17 protein-coding genes and 1 other RNA gene are annotated in these 17,781 nt (G+C 30.6%); 2 read left to right on the plus strand and 16 right to left on the minus strand.

Annotated features, from left to right (window positions below):
* Positions 1 to 117 precede the first annotated feature (117 nt).
* The 6 genes from HMPREF3131_RS02770 to HMPREF3131_RS02795 form a co-directional block, all read right to left on the minus strand.
* Entirely contained in the window at positions 118 to 756 is a 639-nt protein-coding gene (locus HMPREF3131_RS02770; protein ID WP_002455331.1) for an SDR family oxidoreductase, read from the minus strand.
* 178 nt (positions 757 to 934) lie between these two features.
* The gene (locus HMPREF3131_RS02775) at positions 935 to 2,071 is read right to left on the minus strand and encodes a THUMP domain-containing class I SAM-dependent RNA methyltransferase (protein WP_017176312.1); all 1,137 of its coding nucleotides are present in this window, start codon (positions 2,069 to 2,071) and stop codon (positions 935 to 937) included.
* A 117-nt stretch (positions 2,072 to 2,188) separates the two neighbouring features.
* Positions 2,189 to 2,575: RNase P RNA component class B (rnpB, locus tag HMPREF3131_RS02780), an RNA gene on the minus strand.
* A 136-nt stretch (positions 2,576 to 2,711) separates the two neighbouring features.
* Positions 2,712 to 3,050: a cell division regulator GpsB gene (gene gpsB, locus HMPREF3131_RS02785; protein ID WP_002449866.1), complete on the minus strand. Its 339-nt coding sequence runs from the start codon at positions 3,048 to 3,050 to the stop codon at positions 2,712 to 2,714.
* Positions 3,051 to 3,061: 11 nt separating this feature from the next.
* On the minus strand, positions 3,062 to 3,625 hold the full coding sequence (locus HMPREF3131_RS02790; protein WP_017176310.1) for an SLOG family protein: 564 nt from the start codon (positions 3,623 to 3,625) through the stop codon (positions 3,062 to 3,064).
* Positions 3,622 to 3,975 carry a DUF1798 family protein gene (locus HMPREF3131_RS02795; protein ID WP_017176309.1) on the minus strand — a complete coding sequence of 118 codons (354 nt, stop codon included), beginning with the start codon at positions 3,973 to 3,975 and terminating at the stop codon, positions 3,622 to 3,624. The genes HMPREF3131_RS02790 and HMPREF3131_RS02795 overlap by 4 nt, the downstream gene beginning before the upstream one ends.
* A 261-nt stretch (positions 3,976 to 4,236) precedes the next feature.
* Between HMPREF3131_RS02795 and recU the strand changes: the two genes are divergently transcribed.
* On the plus strand, positions 4,237 to 4,863 hold the full coding sequence (gene recU / locus HMPREF3131_RS02800; RefSeq protein WP_048762475.1) for a Holliday junction resolvase RecU: 627 nt from the start codon (positions 4,237 to 4,239) through the stop codon (positions 4,861 to 4,863).
* Positions 4,860 to 7,244, plus strand: a complete 2,385-nt coding sequence (locus HMPREF3131_RS02805; protein ID WP_048762445.1) for a transglycosylase domain-containing protein — start codon at positions 4,860 to 4,862, stop codon at positions 7,242 to 7,244. Before recU ends, HMPREF3131_RS02805 begins: the two co-directional genes overlap by 4 nt.
* A gap of 93 nt (positions 7,245 to 7,337) precedes the next feature.
* Here the strand turns inward: HMPREF3131_RS02805 and HMPREF3131_RS02810 are convergent, their stop codons facing one another.
* The 10 genes from HMPREF3131_RS02810 to HMPREF3131_RS02855 all read right to left on the minus strand — a co-directional run bounded on the left by HMPREF3131_RS02810 (position 7,338) and on the right by HMPREF3131_RS02855 (position 17,781).
* Positions 7,338 to 7,673: a YpoC family protein gene (locus tag HMPREF3131_RS02810; protein WP_048762447.1), complete on the minus strand. Its 336-nt coding sequence runs from the start codon at positions 7,671 to 7,673 to the stop codon at positions 7,338 to 7,340.
* A 4-nt stretch (positions 7,674 to 7,677) separates the two neighbouring features.
* Entirely contained in the window at positions 7,678 to 8,337 is a 660-nt protein-coding gene (gene nth / locus HMPREF3131_RS02815) for an endonuclease III (protein WP_049415974.1), read from the minus strand.
* Positions 8,327 to 9,013 (minus strand): DnaD domain-containing protein, encoded by a 687-nt coding sequence (locus HMPREF3131_RS02820; RefSeq protein ID WP_048762449.1) that lies wholly within the window; start codon positions 9,011 to 9,013, stop codon positions 8,327 to 8,329. The genes nth and HMPREF3131_RS02820 overlap by 11 nt, the downstream gene beginning before the upstream one ends.
* Before the next feature lie 97 nt (positions 9,014 to 9,110).
* On the minus strand, positions 9,111 to 10,403 hold the full coding sequence (gene asnS / locus HMPREF3131_RS02825; RefSeq protein WP_048682152.1) for an asparagine--tRNA ligase: 1,293 nt from the start codon (positions 10,401 to 10,403) through the stop codon (positions 9,111 to 9,113).
* A 106-nt stretch (positions 10,404 to 10,509) separates the two neighbouring features.
* Positions 10,510 to 13,218 (minus strand): helicase C-terminal domain-containing protein, encoded by a 2,709-nt coding sequence (locus tag HMPREF3131_RS02830; RefSeq protein WP_070436444.1) that lies wholly within the window; start codon positions 13,216 to 13,218, stop codon positions 10,510 to 10,512.
* A 29-nt stretch (positions 13,219 to 13,247) separates the two neighbouring features.
* Positions 13,248 to 14,219 (minus strand): biotin--[acetyl-CoA-carboxylase] ligase, encoded by a 972-nt coding sequence (locus tag HMPREF3131_RS02835; protein WP_017176304.1) that lies wholly within the window; start codon positions 14,217 to 14,219, stop codon positions 13,248 to 13,250.
* Complete coding sequence (locus tag HMPREF3131_RS02840) at positions 14,206 to 15,408, minus strand: CCA tRNA nucleotidyltransferase (protein WP_017176303.1); 1,203 nt, start codon at positions 15,406 to 15,408, stop codon at positions 14,206 to 14,208. Before HMPREF3131_RS02840 ends, HMPREF3131_RS02835 begins: the two co-directional genes overlap by 14 nt.
* A 15-nt stretch (positions 15,409 to 15,423) precedes the next feature.
* Complete coding sequence (gene bshA / locus HMPREF3131_RS02845) at positions 15,424 to 16,542, minus strand: N-acetyl-alpha-D-glucosaminyl L-malate synthase BshA (RefSeq protein WP_017176302.1); 1,119 nt, start codon at positions 16,540 to 16,542, stop codon at positions 15,424 to 15,426.
* A gap of 22 nt (positions 16,543 to 16,564) precedes the next feature.
* Positions 16,565 to 16,882 (minus strand): nucleotide pyrophosphohydrolase, encoded by a 318-nt coding sequence (locus HMPREF3131_RS02850; RefSeq protein ID WP_017176301.1) that lies wholly within the window; start codon positions 16,880 to 16,882, stop codon positions 16,565 to 16,567.
* 200 nt (positions 16,883 to 17,082) lie between these two features.
* Positions 17,083 to 17,781: a zinc metallopeptidase gene (locus HMPREF3131_RS02855; RefSeq protein WP_017176300.1), complete on the minus strand. Its 699-nt coding sequence runs from the start codon at positions 17,779 to 17,781 to the stop codon at positions 17,083 to 17,085.

Here is a 17,781-nt window from a genome sequence, read left to right on the forward strand (position 1 = left end):
AGGTTATAAAACTAAAAAGAATTATAACCTCACTTTTAGGGTGATAAAACTAAAATATCTTTAGCTATGTTTATTAAATTTTATCATAAGAAATAATAAAAACCTATATAGAATGAATTAGTTAAACCAAGCTGGTTTATCGCCATCAGTATTTGGTTTATTTACTCCAATATTTTGTCTAGAATAAAGTTCAGGTTGTTTCGCTATACGCACTGCTAAATTGGCTACACTTCTTCTAGAAACTTCTGTTCCTTTAAAGGTATCACCTTTTTGAGTAATTTCATAATCTGATTCATTTTTAAATGTTAACCAAGCAGGACGAATAATTGTATAATCTAAGTCAGACGCTTCAATTAAATCAGCTGCTTTACGATATTTAGTTAATTTTTCACCAAATTGTTCTTTGTTAAATGTATTGAATTTATCTGGTAATTCGTCATAAATACCAGGAGCTGCCACAAATATTAAACGTTTAACATTCTTTTTGTTCATGGCATCTATAATGGCTTGTGCTTCTCTATCTAGTGATCCTGATAAACTTGCAAAAACAATATCTACTTGATCTAATGCTTTTTCTAAATCTTCAACATTTTTAGCATCACCTTCAAAGACAGTGATACGATTAGATGCGTAATCAGGAATACGGTGGGCATTTCTTAAAAATAAATCAACGTTAAAACTAGAATTCTCTAAGAAAATTTTAGTTGCTTCAATTGATACTTTTCCGTTAGCCCCTACAATTAAAACTGTTTGCATAACTTATTCTCCTTACTATACTGTTTAAATGTGCTATGTTTTTAACACGCTTACTAATAACTTTACAATAGTCACTATTATAGTGCTAATAAATACATAAATTTTAAATAAATATTATCCAATTTATTAAGAAAAATTTACAAAATTAATTATTTTCAAATAAATCTTCAAGTCAAATTTATTTATCAATATTAGGCTTTTTTCCCCAGTATTGATAATACGTACATTCGATATAACCGTTAAAAAGTTTTCGACGTTTAGTTGCTTTACGATCTACTAAATACTCAAATTCTTTATTACTTGTAAGGATATATGTTGATAAATAAGGATGTTGTTTCATTAGTTTACCTACATATCGATACATTTCTTCAACTTCAGCTCTACCTCCAATACGCTCGCCGTATGGCGGGTTACCAACTAACGCTACAGGTCCTTCTTGGTCGATAGTTAATGTATTAACATCCTTAACACTAAATTGAATAATATCACCTAGGCCTACTTCTTCAGCATTACGTTTAGCAATTTCAACCATTTCTGGATCGATATCAGACGCATACACTTGAATGTCTTTATCATAGTCAGCTTGTTGATCAGCTTCGTCACGCATGACGTCATAAATATTAGGAGGCATAATATTCCATTCCTCTGATACAAATTCTCTATTAAAACCTGGCGCAATATTTTGAGCAATTAAACATGCTTCAATAGCAATGGTTCCAGAACCACAAAATGGATCAATAAAGGGTGTATCACCCTTCCAATTTGCTAAACGTACTAAGCTAGCTGCTAATGTTTCTTTAATAGGTGCTTCACCTTGTGCAATACGATACCCTCTACGATTTAGTCCTGAACCTGACGTATCAATGGTAAGTAGGACATTATCTTTAAGAATAGCTACTTCAACAGGATATTTCGCACCACTTTCGTTTAACCATCCTTTTTCATTATAAGCTTTTTTAAGACGTTCAACGATAGCTTTTTTAGTAATGGCTTGACAGTCAGGAACGCTATGAAGTGTAGATTTTACACTACGACCTTGGACAGGAAATTGTCCTTCTTTATCGATAATTGTTTCCCAAGGTAATGCTTTTGTCTTTTCAAAAAGTTCATCGAATGTTTTAGCATTGAAGCGTCCTACTACTATTTTTAATCGGTCAGCTGTACGTAGCCATAAATTACATTTTACAATGGCATTAGCATCACCTTCAAAGAAAATGCGTCCATTTTCAACTTGAGTATTATAACCAAGTTCTTGTATTTCTTTAGCAACTACGGCTTCAAGACCCATTGGACACACGGCTAATAATTGATACATTATTTCATCTCCTTTGTCTCATATCATATTAGTATATTAACAAATATTAAAATAATTATGTATACAAAATAAAAAAAGCTCTCCATAAAAAGGGAGAGCTAAACTAGTCTGTGATATCTCTATAAGCCATGTTCTGTACCATTGTACTCATAACGTACACTAGTTGTACTGGTACTTTGGTGGTAATCATCTGTCTACAGATCTTTACTATGCGAGTAAAGATGTCTCGTTTATACGTTGAATTCCGCTAAACAAGTGCTCCTACCAAATTTGGATTGCTCACTCGAGGGGTTTACCGCGTTCCACCTTTTATATTTCTATAAAAGCTACGTCACTGTGGCACTTTCAAACTATTTTAACCATATCAATGAATGACTTAGGTTATTTCATTGCCGTCAAATTAATGCCTTGACTTATTGTTTCATCAAGCACGAACACTACAATCATCTCAGATTGTGTGAGCATGGACTTTCCTCTATATTTCTATAGCGATTACCCAAAATATCACTTTTGTGAGTATAACATAATTTTAAAATATTTAATAGAATTTTAAATAGATAAATAATTAGCTATCAAAATCAAACATAATAGCAATCAAACATGCTTCGTAACAAGCTTATATCTTTAAGATATCAATGTATTATTTGCCAAAAACAGCTTTTTCAAGATTAGAAATTCTTTTTAAAATGTCTACGTTGTTATTCGCTGATTTCGAATTGCTTGAAGCAAATGACTTATTATCAGAAGGACGTGAAGTTGCAACTCTGATTCTCAATTCTTCAACTTCTTTTTTAAGTTTATTATTTTCTTCAGATAGTCTGACTACTTCATTATTCATATCAGCCATTTTCTGATAATCAGTAATGATATCATCTAAAAAAGCATCAACTTCTTCACGACGATAACCGCGAGCCATCGTTTTTTCAAAGTCTTTTTCATAGATATCTTTTGCTGAAAGCTTTAAAGAAACATCTGCCATTAATTTCCACCTCATTCAAAACTTTGGTCTTGTTGCCATTGTAAATCGTTAATAAAGTCAGTAAGTTCATCAAATGTCACAATATCACAATTATAAGTCGTTTTTTCCATAAAATCAACTAACATCCTCTTAAAATATTTTGGACTTCCTTCTTGTTCATCATCATAAATTAATAACGTCATATCTGTATGATCTAATATAAACTGGTCTGTTTGTTTAAATTGAAAAGGTCCTTGATATTCAGAATGAAATACACTTTCTAGAAATTGTGCATTACTAGCAATAGATTCATACTTTGCTATATTGTGTTCATTCCATTTGGAGGTATGACCATAAAATGGTGTGATAATACCTAATTTTAACTCAGGATATGTGTCTTGTAATTTTAATACTACTTCAGCTGCCCATAATTCAATACCAATTTGTCCTTGAATGAGTACCCATTCTAGCCCTTCGTCAATATACTGTAATAATTTATGTTCTATAAATTGTTTAAGATAATCCACTTCTTTCATATCATCTTTAAATATATTTAACTCAAATGATTTATATCCAGTCACATATACTGTTTTCAATGTATTGATTCCTCTTTATCTTTTATATGTTTAAGCAAATTGGTAAGATCATAATTAGCAGATTTCAATTTTTCATTAAATAACTTCTTACTTGTTTTATTGTAGTGACACTCTACAGATAATTCCTTAATATGTTTAACTAAAATTTCTAATTTTTCCTTATTCATATAAGGAAATTGAATTAGTTCATCATGATAATGAGATAATTCTTCAGTTAAACCATCAATTTTTTTTACATAAGGAACAACATCTCGATGAAATTGCTTCTCTGACTGTGTCAATTTTATTTCATTATAGCTTGACGCCATGTACTGTAGTTCTTTAAGTATTTCATTAATTAATGTGTACATAACGAGGCCTCCTATATTCTTACAATTTATTACAATTATTTTATAGTATTGTTTAGATATAAATTTTACATTATTACAAATTTTTAAACATATTGTTTTCACTGTTAAAGCACGTTAAAATAGAATAGATAATTAATGAATATATTTAATTATGTGTAGTATAATATAAATATTATGCTCATTTCATTATTATCGTATTATAGTTTAATATTATTCTCTGAGAAATTGAAAGTGTAATATTAAATTTGTGTGGTGAGTATGATAAATTATCCAAATGGAAAACCATTCAAACTAAATCCTACTAAGGTTGGAAGTAATCAAAGTGATGCTTCTAGTAACATTAAATATGGTGGACGAGGTATGACTCTCGAAAAAGATATTGAACAATCTAACAATTACTATTTTAAGCATGGTGTGGCTGTTATACATAAGAAACCTACTCCTATTCAAATTGTAAATGTTCATTATCCTAAAAGAAGTAAAGCTGTAATTAATGAAGCATACTTTCGAACACCTTCTACAACTGATTATAATGGCGTTTATCGAGGCTATTACATTGATTTTGAAGCGAAAGAAACGAAAAATAAAACGTCTTTCCCTTTAAATAATATCCATGATCATCAAGTAGAACATATGAAAAGTTGTTTTCTACAAAAGGGACTCGTCTTTTTACTGATTAGATTTAAAATGCTTGATGAGGTATATCTATTACCTTTTTCGAAGTTTGAACCTTTTTGGGAAAGATATAAAAAGGAAATAAAAAAATCAATAACAGTTGAAGAAATCAAAAAAAATAGTTACTATATTCCTTATCAGTATCAACCTAGATTGAACTATCTCAAGGCTGTTGATAAGTTGATATTAGATGAAAGTGAGGACCGCGTATGACGGAAAATAAAGGATCTTCCCAACCAAATAAAGGTAAAAATGGGAAATCCAAATCAAAAAAGAATAAGAATGTAAAAAGAACGATTATTAAGATTATAGGCTTTTTATTCATTGCCTTTATCGTGTTACTTCTACTCGGTATACTTCTATTTGCATATTATGCTTGGAAAGCTCCAGCATTTAATGAGTCTAAATTACAAGATCCAAAGCCTGCTGAAATTTATGATAAGAACGGTGACTTGGTTAAGAAATTAGACAATGGTGCACGTAGAGAACATGTTGATTTGAAAGATGTTCCTAAAAATATGAAAAATGCCGTGTTAGCAACTGAGGATAATCGCTTCTATGAACATGGTGCTTTAGACTATAAACGTTTATTTGGTGCTATTGGTAAGAACGTAACTGGTGGTTTTGGTTCTCAAGGGGCATCTACTTTAACACAACAAGTGGTTAAGCGTTCATTCCTTTCAGAAAAGAAATCTATTGGACGTAAAGCGCAAGAAGCTTATCTATCTTACCGTTTAGAGCAAGAGTACAGTAAAGATGATATTTTCCAAATGTACTTAAATAAAATTTATTACTCAGACGGTGTATATGGCGTTAGGGCTGCAGCTAAATATTACTTTAATAAGAATTTAAATGAACTTAATTTAGCTGAAGAAGCCTATCTAGCTGGTTTACCACAAGTTCCTAACCTTTATAACATTTATGATAACCCAAAAGAAGCTGAAAACCGTAAAGAAACTGTTTTATACTTAATGCACTACCATCATAGAATCTCTGATAAACAGTGGAAAGAAGCTAAAGCTACTTCATTAGAAGATAATTTAGTAAAACGTACAACAAAAGAACGTCAAATATCTAATAATGATTCTGATACTGAGTATGATTCTTACGTTAATTTTGTTAAAGCTGAATTAATAGGCAATAAACACTTTAAAAATAAAAACTATAGTGATTTAATGCAAAGTGGTATTAAGATTTATACAAATATGGATAAGGACGTGCAAAAAACGCTTCAAGATCGCATTGATAATGGTAATTACTATAAAAATGATGATCAACAAGTGGGTTCAACCATTCTTGATAGTAAAACAGGAGGCATTGTAGCCATTTCTGGTGGACGAAATTATAAAGATGTCGTTGATCGTAACGCTGCTACAGATACACACTTGACTGGTTCATCACTTAAACCATTCTTATCATATGGTCCAGCAATTGAAAATATGCAATGGGCTACAAACCATGCAATTCAAGATGAATCAAGTTATTCCATTGATGGCGGTACATTCCGTAACTATGATAGTCAAGGTCATGGTACAGTATCTGCATATGATGCATTAAGACAAAGTTTTAATATTCCTGCCTTAAAAGCTTGGCAACAAGTATCATCAAGTGCAGGTAAAGATGCTCCAAAAGAGTTTGCGTCTAAAGTTGGTTTAGATTATGACATTGATTTAGGACCATCTGAAATTTTAGGTGGTGGTGCTTCTGAATTCTCACCTACTCAATTAGCATCAGCATTCGCATCAATAGCTAATGGTGGTACTTACAATAATGCTCATTCAATTCGCAAAGTTGTAACATCTGATGATGAAACTATCGAATTTGATCATACAAGTCATAAAGCGATGGAAGATTATACTGCTTATATGCTTGCAGAAATGTTAACTGGTACATTTAAACCATATGGTTCTGCTTACGGTCATGGTGTTGCTGGCGTTAATATGGGGGCTAAAACAGGTACAAGTACTTATGGCACAGAAGTTAATAATCAATATAACTTACCTGACAATGCAGCCAAAGATATCTGGATGAATGGTTTCACACCTAAATATACAATGTCAATTTGGATGGGCTTCAGCCAAATTAAACAAGGCGGTGAAGATTCATTCTTAGGACATTCTGAACAAGAATATGCACAATATCTATATAAAGATGTGATGTCAGATATTACTTCAAGTAATGATGGAGACTTCAAAAAACCTGATTCAGTTGTTGGTTCAGGTGCAAGTACATTATCAGTTAAAGATCATCCAGATAATAATACAACATCAGGAAGTAAATATGATAATATGTCTACTAACAATTCAGATAGTAGCTCATCAAGTAATTCTAGTAGTACAGGAAATAGTTCAAGCAATTCTAATTCTACCAGTGATAACAACTCAAATACTACATCAACAACGAACAGTAATACTACAACGAATACAGGTAATACAACTGATAACTCAGTAAATAATTCAACTACGAACAACAGTGCTAACAATAGTACCACATCAACTCAACAAAATAATAATAATGATAATACAAATAACAATAGTAGTTTATCTAACATATTTAAAGCAAATACGATTTTTAATTTTAGAAAAGCGTCGTAATAGCTTTAAAAACGACATAGTCTTTTATAAGGCTATGTCGTTTTTTTAACTAAAAAAAGTCTAGAACAACTTTGCTCTAGACTATCTTTCATATTAATTATTATTTTGATTTTTTCTTCTAATTTGATATGAAGCGTTCATTTTAATAAGTTCATTTTTCAAAGTTTTCATTTGACTATACCCCATAAAGTGGTATTTTCTTTTTAACATATATTGATATCGTTCTAAAAAATTCATAGGAACAACTGGATATTGGTCTAACTGATTTAAATCAATAGACTCTATTTCATTAATTTGTCTAAAAAACAAAAGAAGTAGTTCAAAATAATCATCGATATATTGTTTTGCTAAATCAGAATTTAGTTGTCTTTTCTTAGCATAGACATCAAGTTCATTTTCTAGCGATTCAAATTGTGATTTATTAATCATTTGATTAGACTTCCTTTTTCATTGCTTTCATGCGTTTTTGCCCTTCTCTACAATCCTCAAGTAATGGACAAATATCACATTTTGGTTTTCGAGCAATACAATGATAACGTCCAAAAAAGATAAGTTGATGATGACTTTTACTCCATCTTTCTTTTGGAATAATATCACACAAACGTTCTTCTACTTGTTTAACATTATCTTTCCACTTATTAATACCTAGACGCTTTGAAACACGTTCAACATGTGTGTCTACTGCCAAAGAAGGCTCATCAAAAGCTACACTCATGACAACGTTCGCTGTTTTTCGTCCGACTCCAGCTAAACTTTCTAAATCTTTATGTGTATGAGGAACTTGTCCATCGTACTGGTCGAGTAAAGATTGGCATAATTTTTTAATATTTTTTGCTTTATTACGATATAAACCTATGGATTTTATATCATTCTGCAATTCTTCTATATCTACTTTTAAATAATCTTCAGGTGTTTTATATTTTTTAAAAAGTGAACGTGTTACTTTATTAACTAAATTATCTGTACATTGCGCAGATAATAATACAGCTATTGTTAATTCAAACGGATTATTATGTTTTAATTCACATTCTGCATCGGGAAACATATCTGCAATAACGTCAATCATTTCTAATGCTTTTTTCTTACTTACCATCTAGATTCTCTCCATTTAACCAGTCAAATTTAGGTATATGTTTTACAGTATGAGTTAATTTAGGTTTATTGAATTTTTCTCTCACTTTGTTAGATTCTTCTAAAGTTGTTACATTGTTTTTCTTCCAATTTAATAAAATACGATCAACATATTTAAAGCTTAATTTATCATGACTATATGCTTCATCTAATGCAGCACGTATTAAAGTGTAATCATGTTGGTCTATATCAATCCATTGGTTGAGCGTTTCGATTTCATATGGTGATAAGGGTCTCGAAAACAACTGTTCAATATATTGAAATAAATCCTTAAAGTTTTGTTGCGTTTGATGATGTGTAGTTTCATTTTTTTCTTGAGTTAAAATATCACTTAACTTTTCGTAAAAACGATTTAAATTCATATATTCAGTAAATTTTCCTTCCTCATCTTTACTTACATGCAGTGCAAGTAAATCACGCTGAATTAAATTTTGAATAATTGATGTTATTTCTCTCGGCTCCATATTTGAACCTTTTTGCAAAAATTCTATTGAGGGTTGTTTATTAGAAACTTCAGCGGCATAAATCAACTTAATCAAAATGACTAAATCTTTTTCATTTAAACCTAATTCATTGTAATGATCGAAAAGTTCCCTTCTAACTACAACAGGACGAGTTTTAAGTTGATGTGTGTCCATGATACCCCTCTCTTTCTTATTGTAAAAAGTGGGAGTGAGACATGAATAACATCATTTAGTCTCACTCCCCAAGTATGATTTATAAAACGTGATATTTTTATGGATATAAACGATTTAATAAACGTGGGAATGGTGATGTTTCTCTCACGTGTTCAACGCCTGAAATCCATGCAACTGTACGTTCTAAACCTAAACCGAAACCACTGTGTGGCACACTACCATAACGACGTAAGTCTAAATAGTAGTTATAACTTTCTGTATCAAGTTGATGTTCATCGATACGTTGTTCTAATAATTCTAGATCATTGATACGTTCAGAACCACCAATAATTTCACCATAACCTTCTGGTGCAATTAAATCTGCACATAAAACTGTGTCTTCGTTGTCAGGGTTAGGCTGCATATAGAATGGTTTAATTTTAGTTGGATAGTTTGTAATAAATACTGGTAAATCATAATGATTAGCTATAGCTGTTTCATGAGGCGCACCAAAGTCTTCACCCCATTCAATGTCATCAAATCCTTCTTCTTTTAAGAATTTGATAGCATCATCATAAGAGATGCGTGGGAATGGCGCAGATACTTTTTCTAATTTGCTCGTATCTCTATCTAGCGCTTTTAATTCTAATTTACAATGTTCTAATACAGATTTTACGATATGTGATACATATTGTTCTTGAACTTGTAAACTTTCTTCGTGATTGGTAAATGCCATTTCAGGTTCAATCATCCAGAATTCAATTAAATGACGTCTTGTTTTAGATTTTTCCGCTCTAAATGTCGGTCCAAATGAGAAAACACGTCCGTGTGCCATAGCTGCAGCTTCCATATATAATTGACCACTTTGAGATAAAAATGCATCTTGATCAAAGTATTTAGTATGGAATAATTCACTAGTACCTTCTGGTGCACTTGCAGTTAAGATAGGCGGATCAATTTTAGTAAAGCCATTTTCATTAAAGAATTCATATGTTGCTCTAATAATTTCATTTCTAATTTTCATTACTGCATGTTGCTTTTTAGATCTTAACCATAAATGACGATGATCCATTAAGAATTCTGTACCATGATTTTTAGGTGTGATTGGATAATCATGAGCTTCATGAATGACTTCAATTGATTTTACTTGCATTTCATAGCCTAAATCAGATCGATTATCTTCTGTAATTGTACCTGTGACATATAATGATGATTCTTGTGTAATGTCTTTAGCAAGTTTAAATGTTTCTTCGTCAACTTCTGATTTAACGACAACACCTTGCATAAATCCACTACCATCACGTAATTGTAAAAATGCAATTTTACCGCTTGAACGTTTATTTGTTAACCAAGCGCCAATTGTGACTTCTTGATTAATGTATTGTTTTGCTTGTTTAATTGTTGTTTTCATAATCAAACTCCTACTTTATTTTCTTTTTATACAATACTTATTTATTTTATCAAAATAGAAAGTGAACTTCTAGCACCTGAATAGTGTTCTCATCATTTAAAATAATCTATTTTTTTCTATTTTTCAGTTTACTCGCCTGCATGCGGTGAAGTAATTTACTAAATTGTTGAATATTCCCTTTTTTTTGGGAATAAGATTCTAACGATTGTTCAAAAAAATGCTTATAGTTACTATTTGTTAAACGATCGTCAAAGGAAACAATGAGCCCCTTGTCATCTTCGTTACGAATCAATCTACCTAGACCTTGTCTAAAACGCGTTACAGCATCAGGTAAGACATAATCTTTAAATGTAGATTCAAATTCTGAATCCATTAACCAATGCTTTGTATTATATTTATTCATGAATGGTAATTTAGCAATCATCACACATTTAATACCATTAGATTGATAGTCAAATCCTTCAAAGAATGTTGATGTACCTAACAAAATAGCTTTATCAAAATGATTAAATTGTTGAACAATTTTATAGTTTTGATTTTGTTGTTGGGTCAAAATAACATAATCGTCAAATATCGGTAATTCATTTAATAGCTCTTGTACCATATGCATCATTCGATAACTTGTGAAAAGTACGAGACATTTAGATTGTGTTACAGTGACGTACTCTTGAATATAGTCTACAATAGATGCTACATAATCTTCTGTATTTTTAAAATCATAAGAAACAACATCGCTTGGAATGTAAATATTTGTTGATTTATGATTTTGAAGTGATGACTGTACTTCATAAGTATTAAATTCTACATCTTCTTTAAACCAGTTTTTAAATGCTTCAAACGAATGGTTGAATGTAAGTGTGCCTGAAATAAATGTTAATGATTTAAATTTCTCGAGCACTTGCTTTGTTAAAATATCACGGACTTCATAATCTTTTACAATTAGACGTATGGTCGATTTTTGATTCAAATTTTTGATAGATATGAAGGCAGTATGATTTTGTTTTAAACTTAGTTCTATATATCTGTAATTATCGTTAATGTAAAGTAATTGCTTACGTATAGATTTGATTGTTTTATGGTTAATACCATTAAAAAATTCTAAAGTTTTGTTGATTTTGTCTACAATTGCATGCAAATCTTTTAGAATACGTGTAGCATCAAAGTCGAATACATAATGATATCGATGTACATCATCATCATGTACGTCTGAGTGTTGAACAATATCAAAAATATGATTAAATAGGGTTTCATTTAGTTCGTGTAAATCAGAAATATTAGATTTTAGACCAAACACGTCAATAGGTGGAATATCTAATCGTTCTAAAATACGTTGTTGCTCTAAATGATCTACTAATTTAAGAAGCTTTTCATTTTCATTTTTCCCTATTAAACCTAACTGATATTTGATATCAGAATAGTTTAATTCATTGGTCACTTGATTAAGAGCATAATCAGGTAAACGATGTGCTTCATCAATGATACAATCATCAAATAACTGATAGATTGAATTCTCTTGATCTGAATGAATAAGATGCGCATGATTAGTAATACCAATTTGAATATTTTGAGCATTACGTTTTATATAATTATAGTAATGAATATCGTGCCTTACTGGAACATAAGTTTCTAATTTTTGGTCAAAATACATTTTCTGACCACCTTTTAAATTTAACTCTTGTATGTCTCCAGTATTTGTTTCTAATATCCATATAAGTAATTGCATTTTTAAAATATTCACTTCATAGTTAGCTGTATCATCTTTTAAAATTTGACTTATCAATCCTAGTGAAATATAGTCTGTTTTACTTTTGATAAGTGCAGCATTAATTTTGAAATCTAGCGCGCGATTAATACTAGGAATATCTTTTTGAAGTAATTGATGTTGAAGTAATTTCGTGTTTGTTGAAATCATTACATGTTTGCCTGTTTCAATGTTATACATCAATGCAGCTAATAAGTATGCTAGTGATTTACCACTTCCTAAAGGTGCTTCAATAAGTGCCTTATCATTATGCATTAACTGCTCTAAAATAATTTCTGACAAATAGAGTTGTTGTGGGCGATAAGTAAGTTCAAGTGCTGTTGTAACTTCTAGATATAAATCTTTTAATGAACCTTTAAATTCAATTTGTGGTACTTTTAAGTCTTGTTGTTTTTTATAGATAATCTGTTCAAATTGAGCATACTGATAATCTATATCATGATTATGATGTTGTCTGACCATTTCAAATAAAATGTTAAATAAATCATATTTTAAATGCTTACTTAAATAATATAATTGCTTTAAGGTATCTATAGGTAATGACTCAAACTTTTTAAAAGCTTTAATCATTAAATAGGCCGTTGTTGTTGCATCCTCATCTGCTCGATGTGCATTTGTCAGAGGTATATTATGAGCATTTGCTAATTCACTTAATTGGTAACTTTTTTCAGTAGGAAATGCAATTTTAAATAATTCCAGGGTATCAAGCACCTTTTTAGGTTTAAAATGAATATTACTTTTTTCAAATGCCTTTTTAATGAAATTTAAATCAAAGTCAACATTGTGGGCTACAAATATACAATCTTTGAGTTGTTCGTATATGTCATCAGCAATTTCATAAAAATACGGTGCTTGTTCTAGCATAGTTTCTTCGATAGAAGTCAAAGCTTGGATAAATGGTGGGATTTCCAAATCAGTACGAATCATTGAATGATAAGTTCCTGATATTTTATTATCACGTACAAATGTAATACCAATTTGTATAATTTCATCATGTTCAAGTTGGTTTCCGGTTGTTTCTAAATCTACTACCGCAAAACTTGTATATGCCATATCTATCTCTCCTAATTCTATCCGTATGCTTATATATCTATATCTGCGCTTATCAGTCGTCTCATCTGATTATCTTCATCTTTGACAATTAAAAAGCCATCATTATCAATATCAATAGCTTCACCTATAAATTGTTCTCCACTTTCAGTAAATGTTAACTTACGATGCCAAATATTAGATGTACGAATGTATTCATCTCTAATCGTTTCAAATGAAGAATTAAGAAATTGATGGTAACGCTTTTCAATTTCCTCAATTAAACGTTTTAAAAATTGATATCGATTGATTTCTTCTGAATTGTGCAAGCGAATGCTTGTAGCACGATGACGTATAATATCAGAAAAATCTTCTTCTTGATGGTTTAAATTAATACCAATACCACATATTATAGCCTCAACTGCATCAGCATTTGCTACCATTTCTGTTAAAAATCCACATACTTTTTTATCATTAATATAAATATCATTTGGCCATTTAATCTCTACTTTGTCTTTAGAAAATGCTTGGATAGCATCTCTAATTCCTAAAGCTATAAAAAGATTAAATTTTGGAATCATTGCAAATGAGACATTAGGTCTTAAAACAACAGACATCCATAACCCCTTTCCTTTTGAAGAAGACCAATTACGATTGAAACGACCACGACCTTTTGTTTGCTCATCACTTAAAATTAACATGGTGTATTGATTATCAACAAGGCTTTGTTTAGCAATAGTTTGAGTAGATTCAACACTATCATATACTTCAATTTTGGATACTAAATGATTAGACTCTAGTACTTTATTGATAATGCCTCTATACCAACGATTTGGCGATGCATTAAGCTTATGTCCTTTATGATTAATTGAGTCAATATCACATCCATCTGCTTTTAATTGATCAATTACTTTTTTTACAGCAGCTCTCGATATATTAAGCTGATTCGCAATGTATTGACCAGAAATATATTCTGATTGATGATCATATAACATTTTAACGACATCTTGACTATATTTTGACATTTTCATTCACCCATTTCAAAATTTCTTCTTTGTTATTTTTGATTTTATCAGTAACTATCGCACATTCTATTTCTCTCAATACATTTTTTAACCAAGGGCCACCATTTTTATTAAAATGGTCAAGTAAATCTTTTCCATTCACATCCATTTCTTTACGTTCATGTAATTGGAGGTGTTGAACGACTTGTTTAATAGAAAGAGAATTGATAATAAGTTCTGAAGCGGTAGGAATTTGATTATTTTGAAGTACAGAATAAATATTTAAAACCTTTAAGATATAATAGTCACTATAATCATAAACAAATAATTTTAAAGCATCTTTAGAAGTAATTTGAGGTAATGTTTCAATAATATCAATATATGTATGTATATCTGATTTTTCTTTATTACTAATTTTTAATTGCTTTAAAGAAGGAAGCGTATCATTTTTTATAAGTAAAATGGCTAACCATTGTTCAAATTCAAGAGGTTCATTGATGTAAACACATGTCATATCTAATTCATTAAAAAATGGAATATGATTAAAAAGTTTTAAAGATAATAAATTATGATAACTCTGTTTAACATTACTTCCTAAGATTAATTTTTTAAATTCTACAACAATTCGTTCGATTGATAAATATTCAATGTCCGAACAAGTTAATTGCATTGCTTCAAAGGTTTCAGTATGAATATCAAATGTAAGTTGTGACTGAAATCTAAGTCCACGAATAATTCTTAATGCATCTTCTTTAAATCGTTCACTTGGATTCCCTACTGTACGTATTAATTTTGATTGTATATCCTTTTGACCACCAAAGTAATCAAATATTTTATAATTTTTATCCATAGCAATAGCATTGATAGTGAAATCTCTACGTTGTACATCTTCATAGAGATTTCTCACAAAATGAACTTCACTTGGACGACGGTGATCTAAATAATCACCTTCTGATCTAAATGTCGTCACTTCGTAATTTTCATTGTTGAAAACAACATTGATTGTTCCATGCTCTTTTCCAATTGGAATAGTGTGTTCAAATATATCTTCAATTTCATCTGGCATCGCACTTGTAGTGATATCAATATCATGAATTGTACGATGCATAATGTAATCTCTGACTGCCCCGCCTACAAAATAAGCTTCGAAATGATGTGTTTCTATTTGATTAAGAATTGGCAGAGCTTTTTCAAATAATTCATTACCCATATTAATCCTCTTTTTTTAATTCAACATTTTTTTATAGTAATATTCATATTGATCGACGATAAGTTCAGAACTAAATCGTTGTTTAATATCTTTAAGCATATTACTTTGTAACCTTTGATAGAGTTGCTCATCTGTTAATAATTTTAGTGCATAATCACTTGCTTGTTCACTATCTCCTACATCTACAATATAACCTGTTTCACCATGTTTGATGACTTCTTTAATACCTCCAGCATTTGAACCTATAGGTACTACTCCCGTAGTCATTGCCTCTAATAGTGTAAGACCAAAACTTTCTTTTTCACTTAACAGTAAAACTAAATCAGCCATTTGATAAAATTTACTAACTTGAGCTTGTTTACCTAAAAATAATACATCATCTTCGATATGTAATGACCTTGCTATTTTACGCATATCTAAAAGTTCTGGGCCATCACCTAATAAGATCAACTTACTTGGTATATGTTTATGGACTTTAGCGAAAGTTTCTAAAATAGTGTCAATACGTTTGACTTTTCTAAAGTTTGATACATGTATAAGAACTTTTTCCTCAGGCTTTATATCGTAAAGCTCTTTATATTGATTTTCATGTTGTGTAGGAAACTCTTTTTCTCGAACAAAATTATAAATAGGAATAATCTCTTTATCTGTTTCAATAATTGACTGTGTTTGTTTAGCTAATGACTGACTGACACTAGTCACGAGGTCACTTTGTTCAATGCCAAATTTAATAGCACCTTTAAGTGAATGGTCGTAGCCTAACACTGTGATATCAGTACCATGTAATGTTGTCATAATTTTTATATCTTTTCCAGCCATTTGACGTGCTAAAATACCACATACAGCATGTGGTACAGCATAATGCATATGCAAGATATCCAAATCATACTCTTTAATGACTTCAGATATTTTTGTGCTCAATGTAATATCATACGGTGGATATTGAAATACTGCATATTGATTTACTTCGACTTGATGGATAGTAATGTTAGGCAACGGCTTACGAATTCTAAAAGGAATATTTGACGTAATAAAGTGAACTTCATGTCCCCTTTCTGCCATTTTAATACCTAATTCAGTTGCTATGATACCTGAGCCACCCATTGACGGATAACATGTAATACCTATTTTCATAAAATAACCACCTTTCTATCCATTATTTACGTTCAAATCGGTTTTTATCTCTAGTATTAAATTTCTCCATTGTATCATTAAAACTTTCTGTCATATCAATACCAAGGGAATTAGCAATGCAAAGTAAAACAAATAAATTATCTCCTAATTCAGCTTTAACAGAGTTTTCTTCTTCCGTTGGTTTCTTTTGCTTTTCACCGTAATAATGATTGATTTCTCTTGCAAGTTCGCCCACTTCTTCTGTTAGACGGGCTAAATTAGCTAATGGAGAAAAATAACCCGCTTTAAATTGACTAATATAGTCATCTACTTCTTTTTGCATTTGATTTAAAGATTTCATCATCATTCTCCTTTTTTCCGTTTCTTACTAAGTATATCTCAAATTACTTGTTAATGCATTTTATCAATTCTATTCTATGGGGTATAAAAAAGAGCGAAACAGAATTCATTTTTGAATTCATATTTCGCTCGGTATAACTATTTGAAAATCTTAAATGTTATTATACAAGATTTAAACTTAAGTTAGTTTATAAAGGTATTTTAGTTATCATTTGCACGTGCCAGTAAAATAATTCTAACAAGTTCGGCTACAGCTGTAGCTGTTGCTGCTACATAAGTCATAGCTGCTGCTGATAATACCTTTCTCGCATGTTTATATTCTTTTTCATTCACAATATTAAGTGCAGTAATTTGTTTCATAGCTCTTGAGCTTGCATCAAATTCAACTGGTAATGTCACGATTGAGAATAAAACTGCTAATGACATTAACCCAGCACCAATCCATAATGCAGTTGAGCCAAAAGCGCTACCTAATGCTGTTAAAAAGATCCCAGCCATAATAACGATGTAGCTTAATGAACTACCAATATTTGCTAACGGTACTAAAGCAGTTCTAAAACGTAAAAATGCATAACCTTGTTGGTGTTGAATAGCGTGTCCAACTTCGTGTGCCGCAATAGCTGTACCAGCTACTGAAGGACGGTCAAAGTTTGCAGGAGATAAACAAACTACTTTCTTATTTGGATCATAGTGGTCTGTTAAAAAGCCTTCGCCCTTAACTACATCTACATCATAAATTCCATTAGCATGAAGAATTTCTTCTGCTACTTCACGACCAGTTTTACCACTTGTTGATCTTACCTGTGAATATTTTTCATAATTTGATTTTACTTTGTGTTGAGCCCACATTGGAATGAGCATAATAATGACGATATATATAATATAAGACACTATAGACAA

It is taken from the genome of Staphylococcus sp. HMSC14C01 (assembly GCF_001808085.1).
Taxonomy (GTDB): Bacteria; Bacillota; Bacilli; order Staphylococcales; family Staphylococcaceae; genus Staphylococcus; species Staphylococcus hominis.

Excerpts from the sequence above, each read along its gene's own strand:
- HMPREF3131_RS02770 (WP_002455331.1), bottom strand. The coding sequence starts at position 756 with ATGCAAACAGTTTTAATTGTAGGGGCTAACGGAAAAGTATCAATTGAA.
- HMPREF3131_RS02775 (WP_017176312.1), bottom strand. The coding sequence starts at position 2,071 with ATGTATCAATTATTAGCCGTGTGTCCAATGGGTCTTGAAGCCGTAGTT.
- gpsB (WP_002449866.1), bottom strand. The coding sequence starts at position 3,050 with ATGGCAGATGTTTCTTTAAAGCTTTCAGCAAAAGATATCTATGAAAAA.
- HMPREF3131_RS02795 (WP_017176309.1), bottom strand. The coding sequence starts at position 3,975 with ATGTACACATTAATTAATGAAATACTTAAAGAACTACAGTACATGGCG.
- HMPREF3131_RS02805 (WP_048762445.1), top strand. The coding sequence starts at position 4,860 with ATGACGGAAAATAAAGGATCTTCCCAACCAAATAAAGGTAAAAATGGG.
- HMPREF3131_RS02810 (WP_048762447.1), bottom strand. The coding sequence starts at position 7,673 with ATGATTAATAAATCACAATTTGAATCGCTAGAAAATGAACTTGATGTC.
- nth (WP_049415974.1), bottom strand. The coding sequence starts at position 8,337 with ATGGTAAGTAAGAAAAAAGCATTAGAAATGATTGACGTTATTGCAGAT.
- HMPREF3131_RS02820 (WP_048762449.1), bottom strand. The coding sequence starts at position 9,013 with ATGGACACACATCAACTTAAAACTCGTCCTGTTGTAGTTAGAAGGGAA.
- asnS (WP_048682152.1), bottom strand. The coding sequence starts at position 10,403 with ATGAAAACAACAATTAAACAAGCAAAACAATACATTAATCAAGAAGTC.
- HMPREF3131_RS02830 (WP_070436444.1), bottom strand. The coding sequence starts at position 13,218 with ATGGCATATACAAGTTTTGCGGTAGTAGATTTAGAAACAACCGGAAAC.
- HMPREF3131_RS02835 (WP_017176304.1), bottom strand. The coding sequence starts at position 14,219 with ATGTCAAAATATAGTCAAGATGTCGTTAAAATGTTATATGATCATCAA.
- HMPREF3131_RS02840 (WP_017176303.1), bottom strand. The coding sequence starts at position 15,408 with ATGGGTAATGAATTATTTGAAAAAGCTCTGCCAATTCTTAATCAAATA.
- bshA (WP_017176302.1), bottom strand. The coding sequence starts at position 16,542 with ATGAAAATAGGTATTACATGTTATCCGTCAATGGGTGGCTCAGGTATC.
- HMPREF3131_RS02850 (WP_017176301.1), bottom strand. The coding sequence starts at position 16,882 with ATGAAATCTTTAAATCAAATGCAAAAAGAAGTAGATGACTATATTAGT.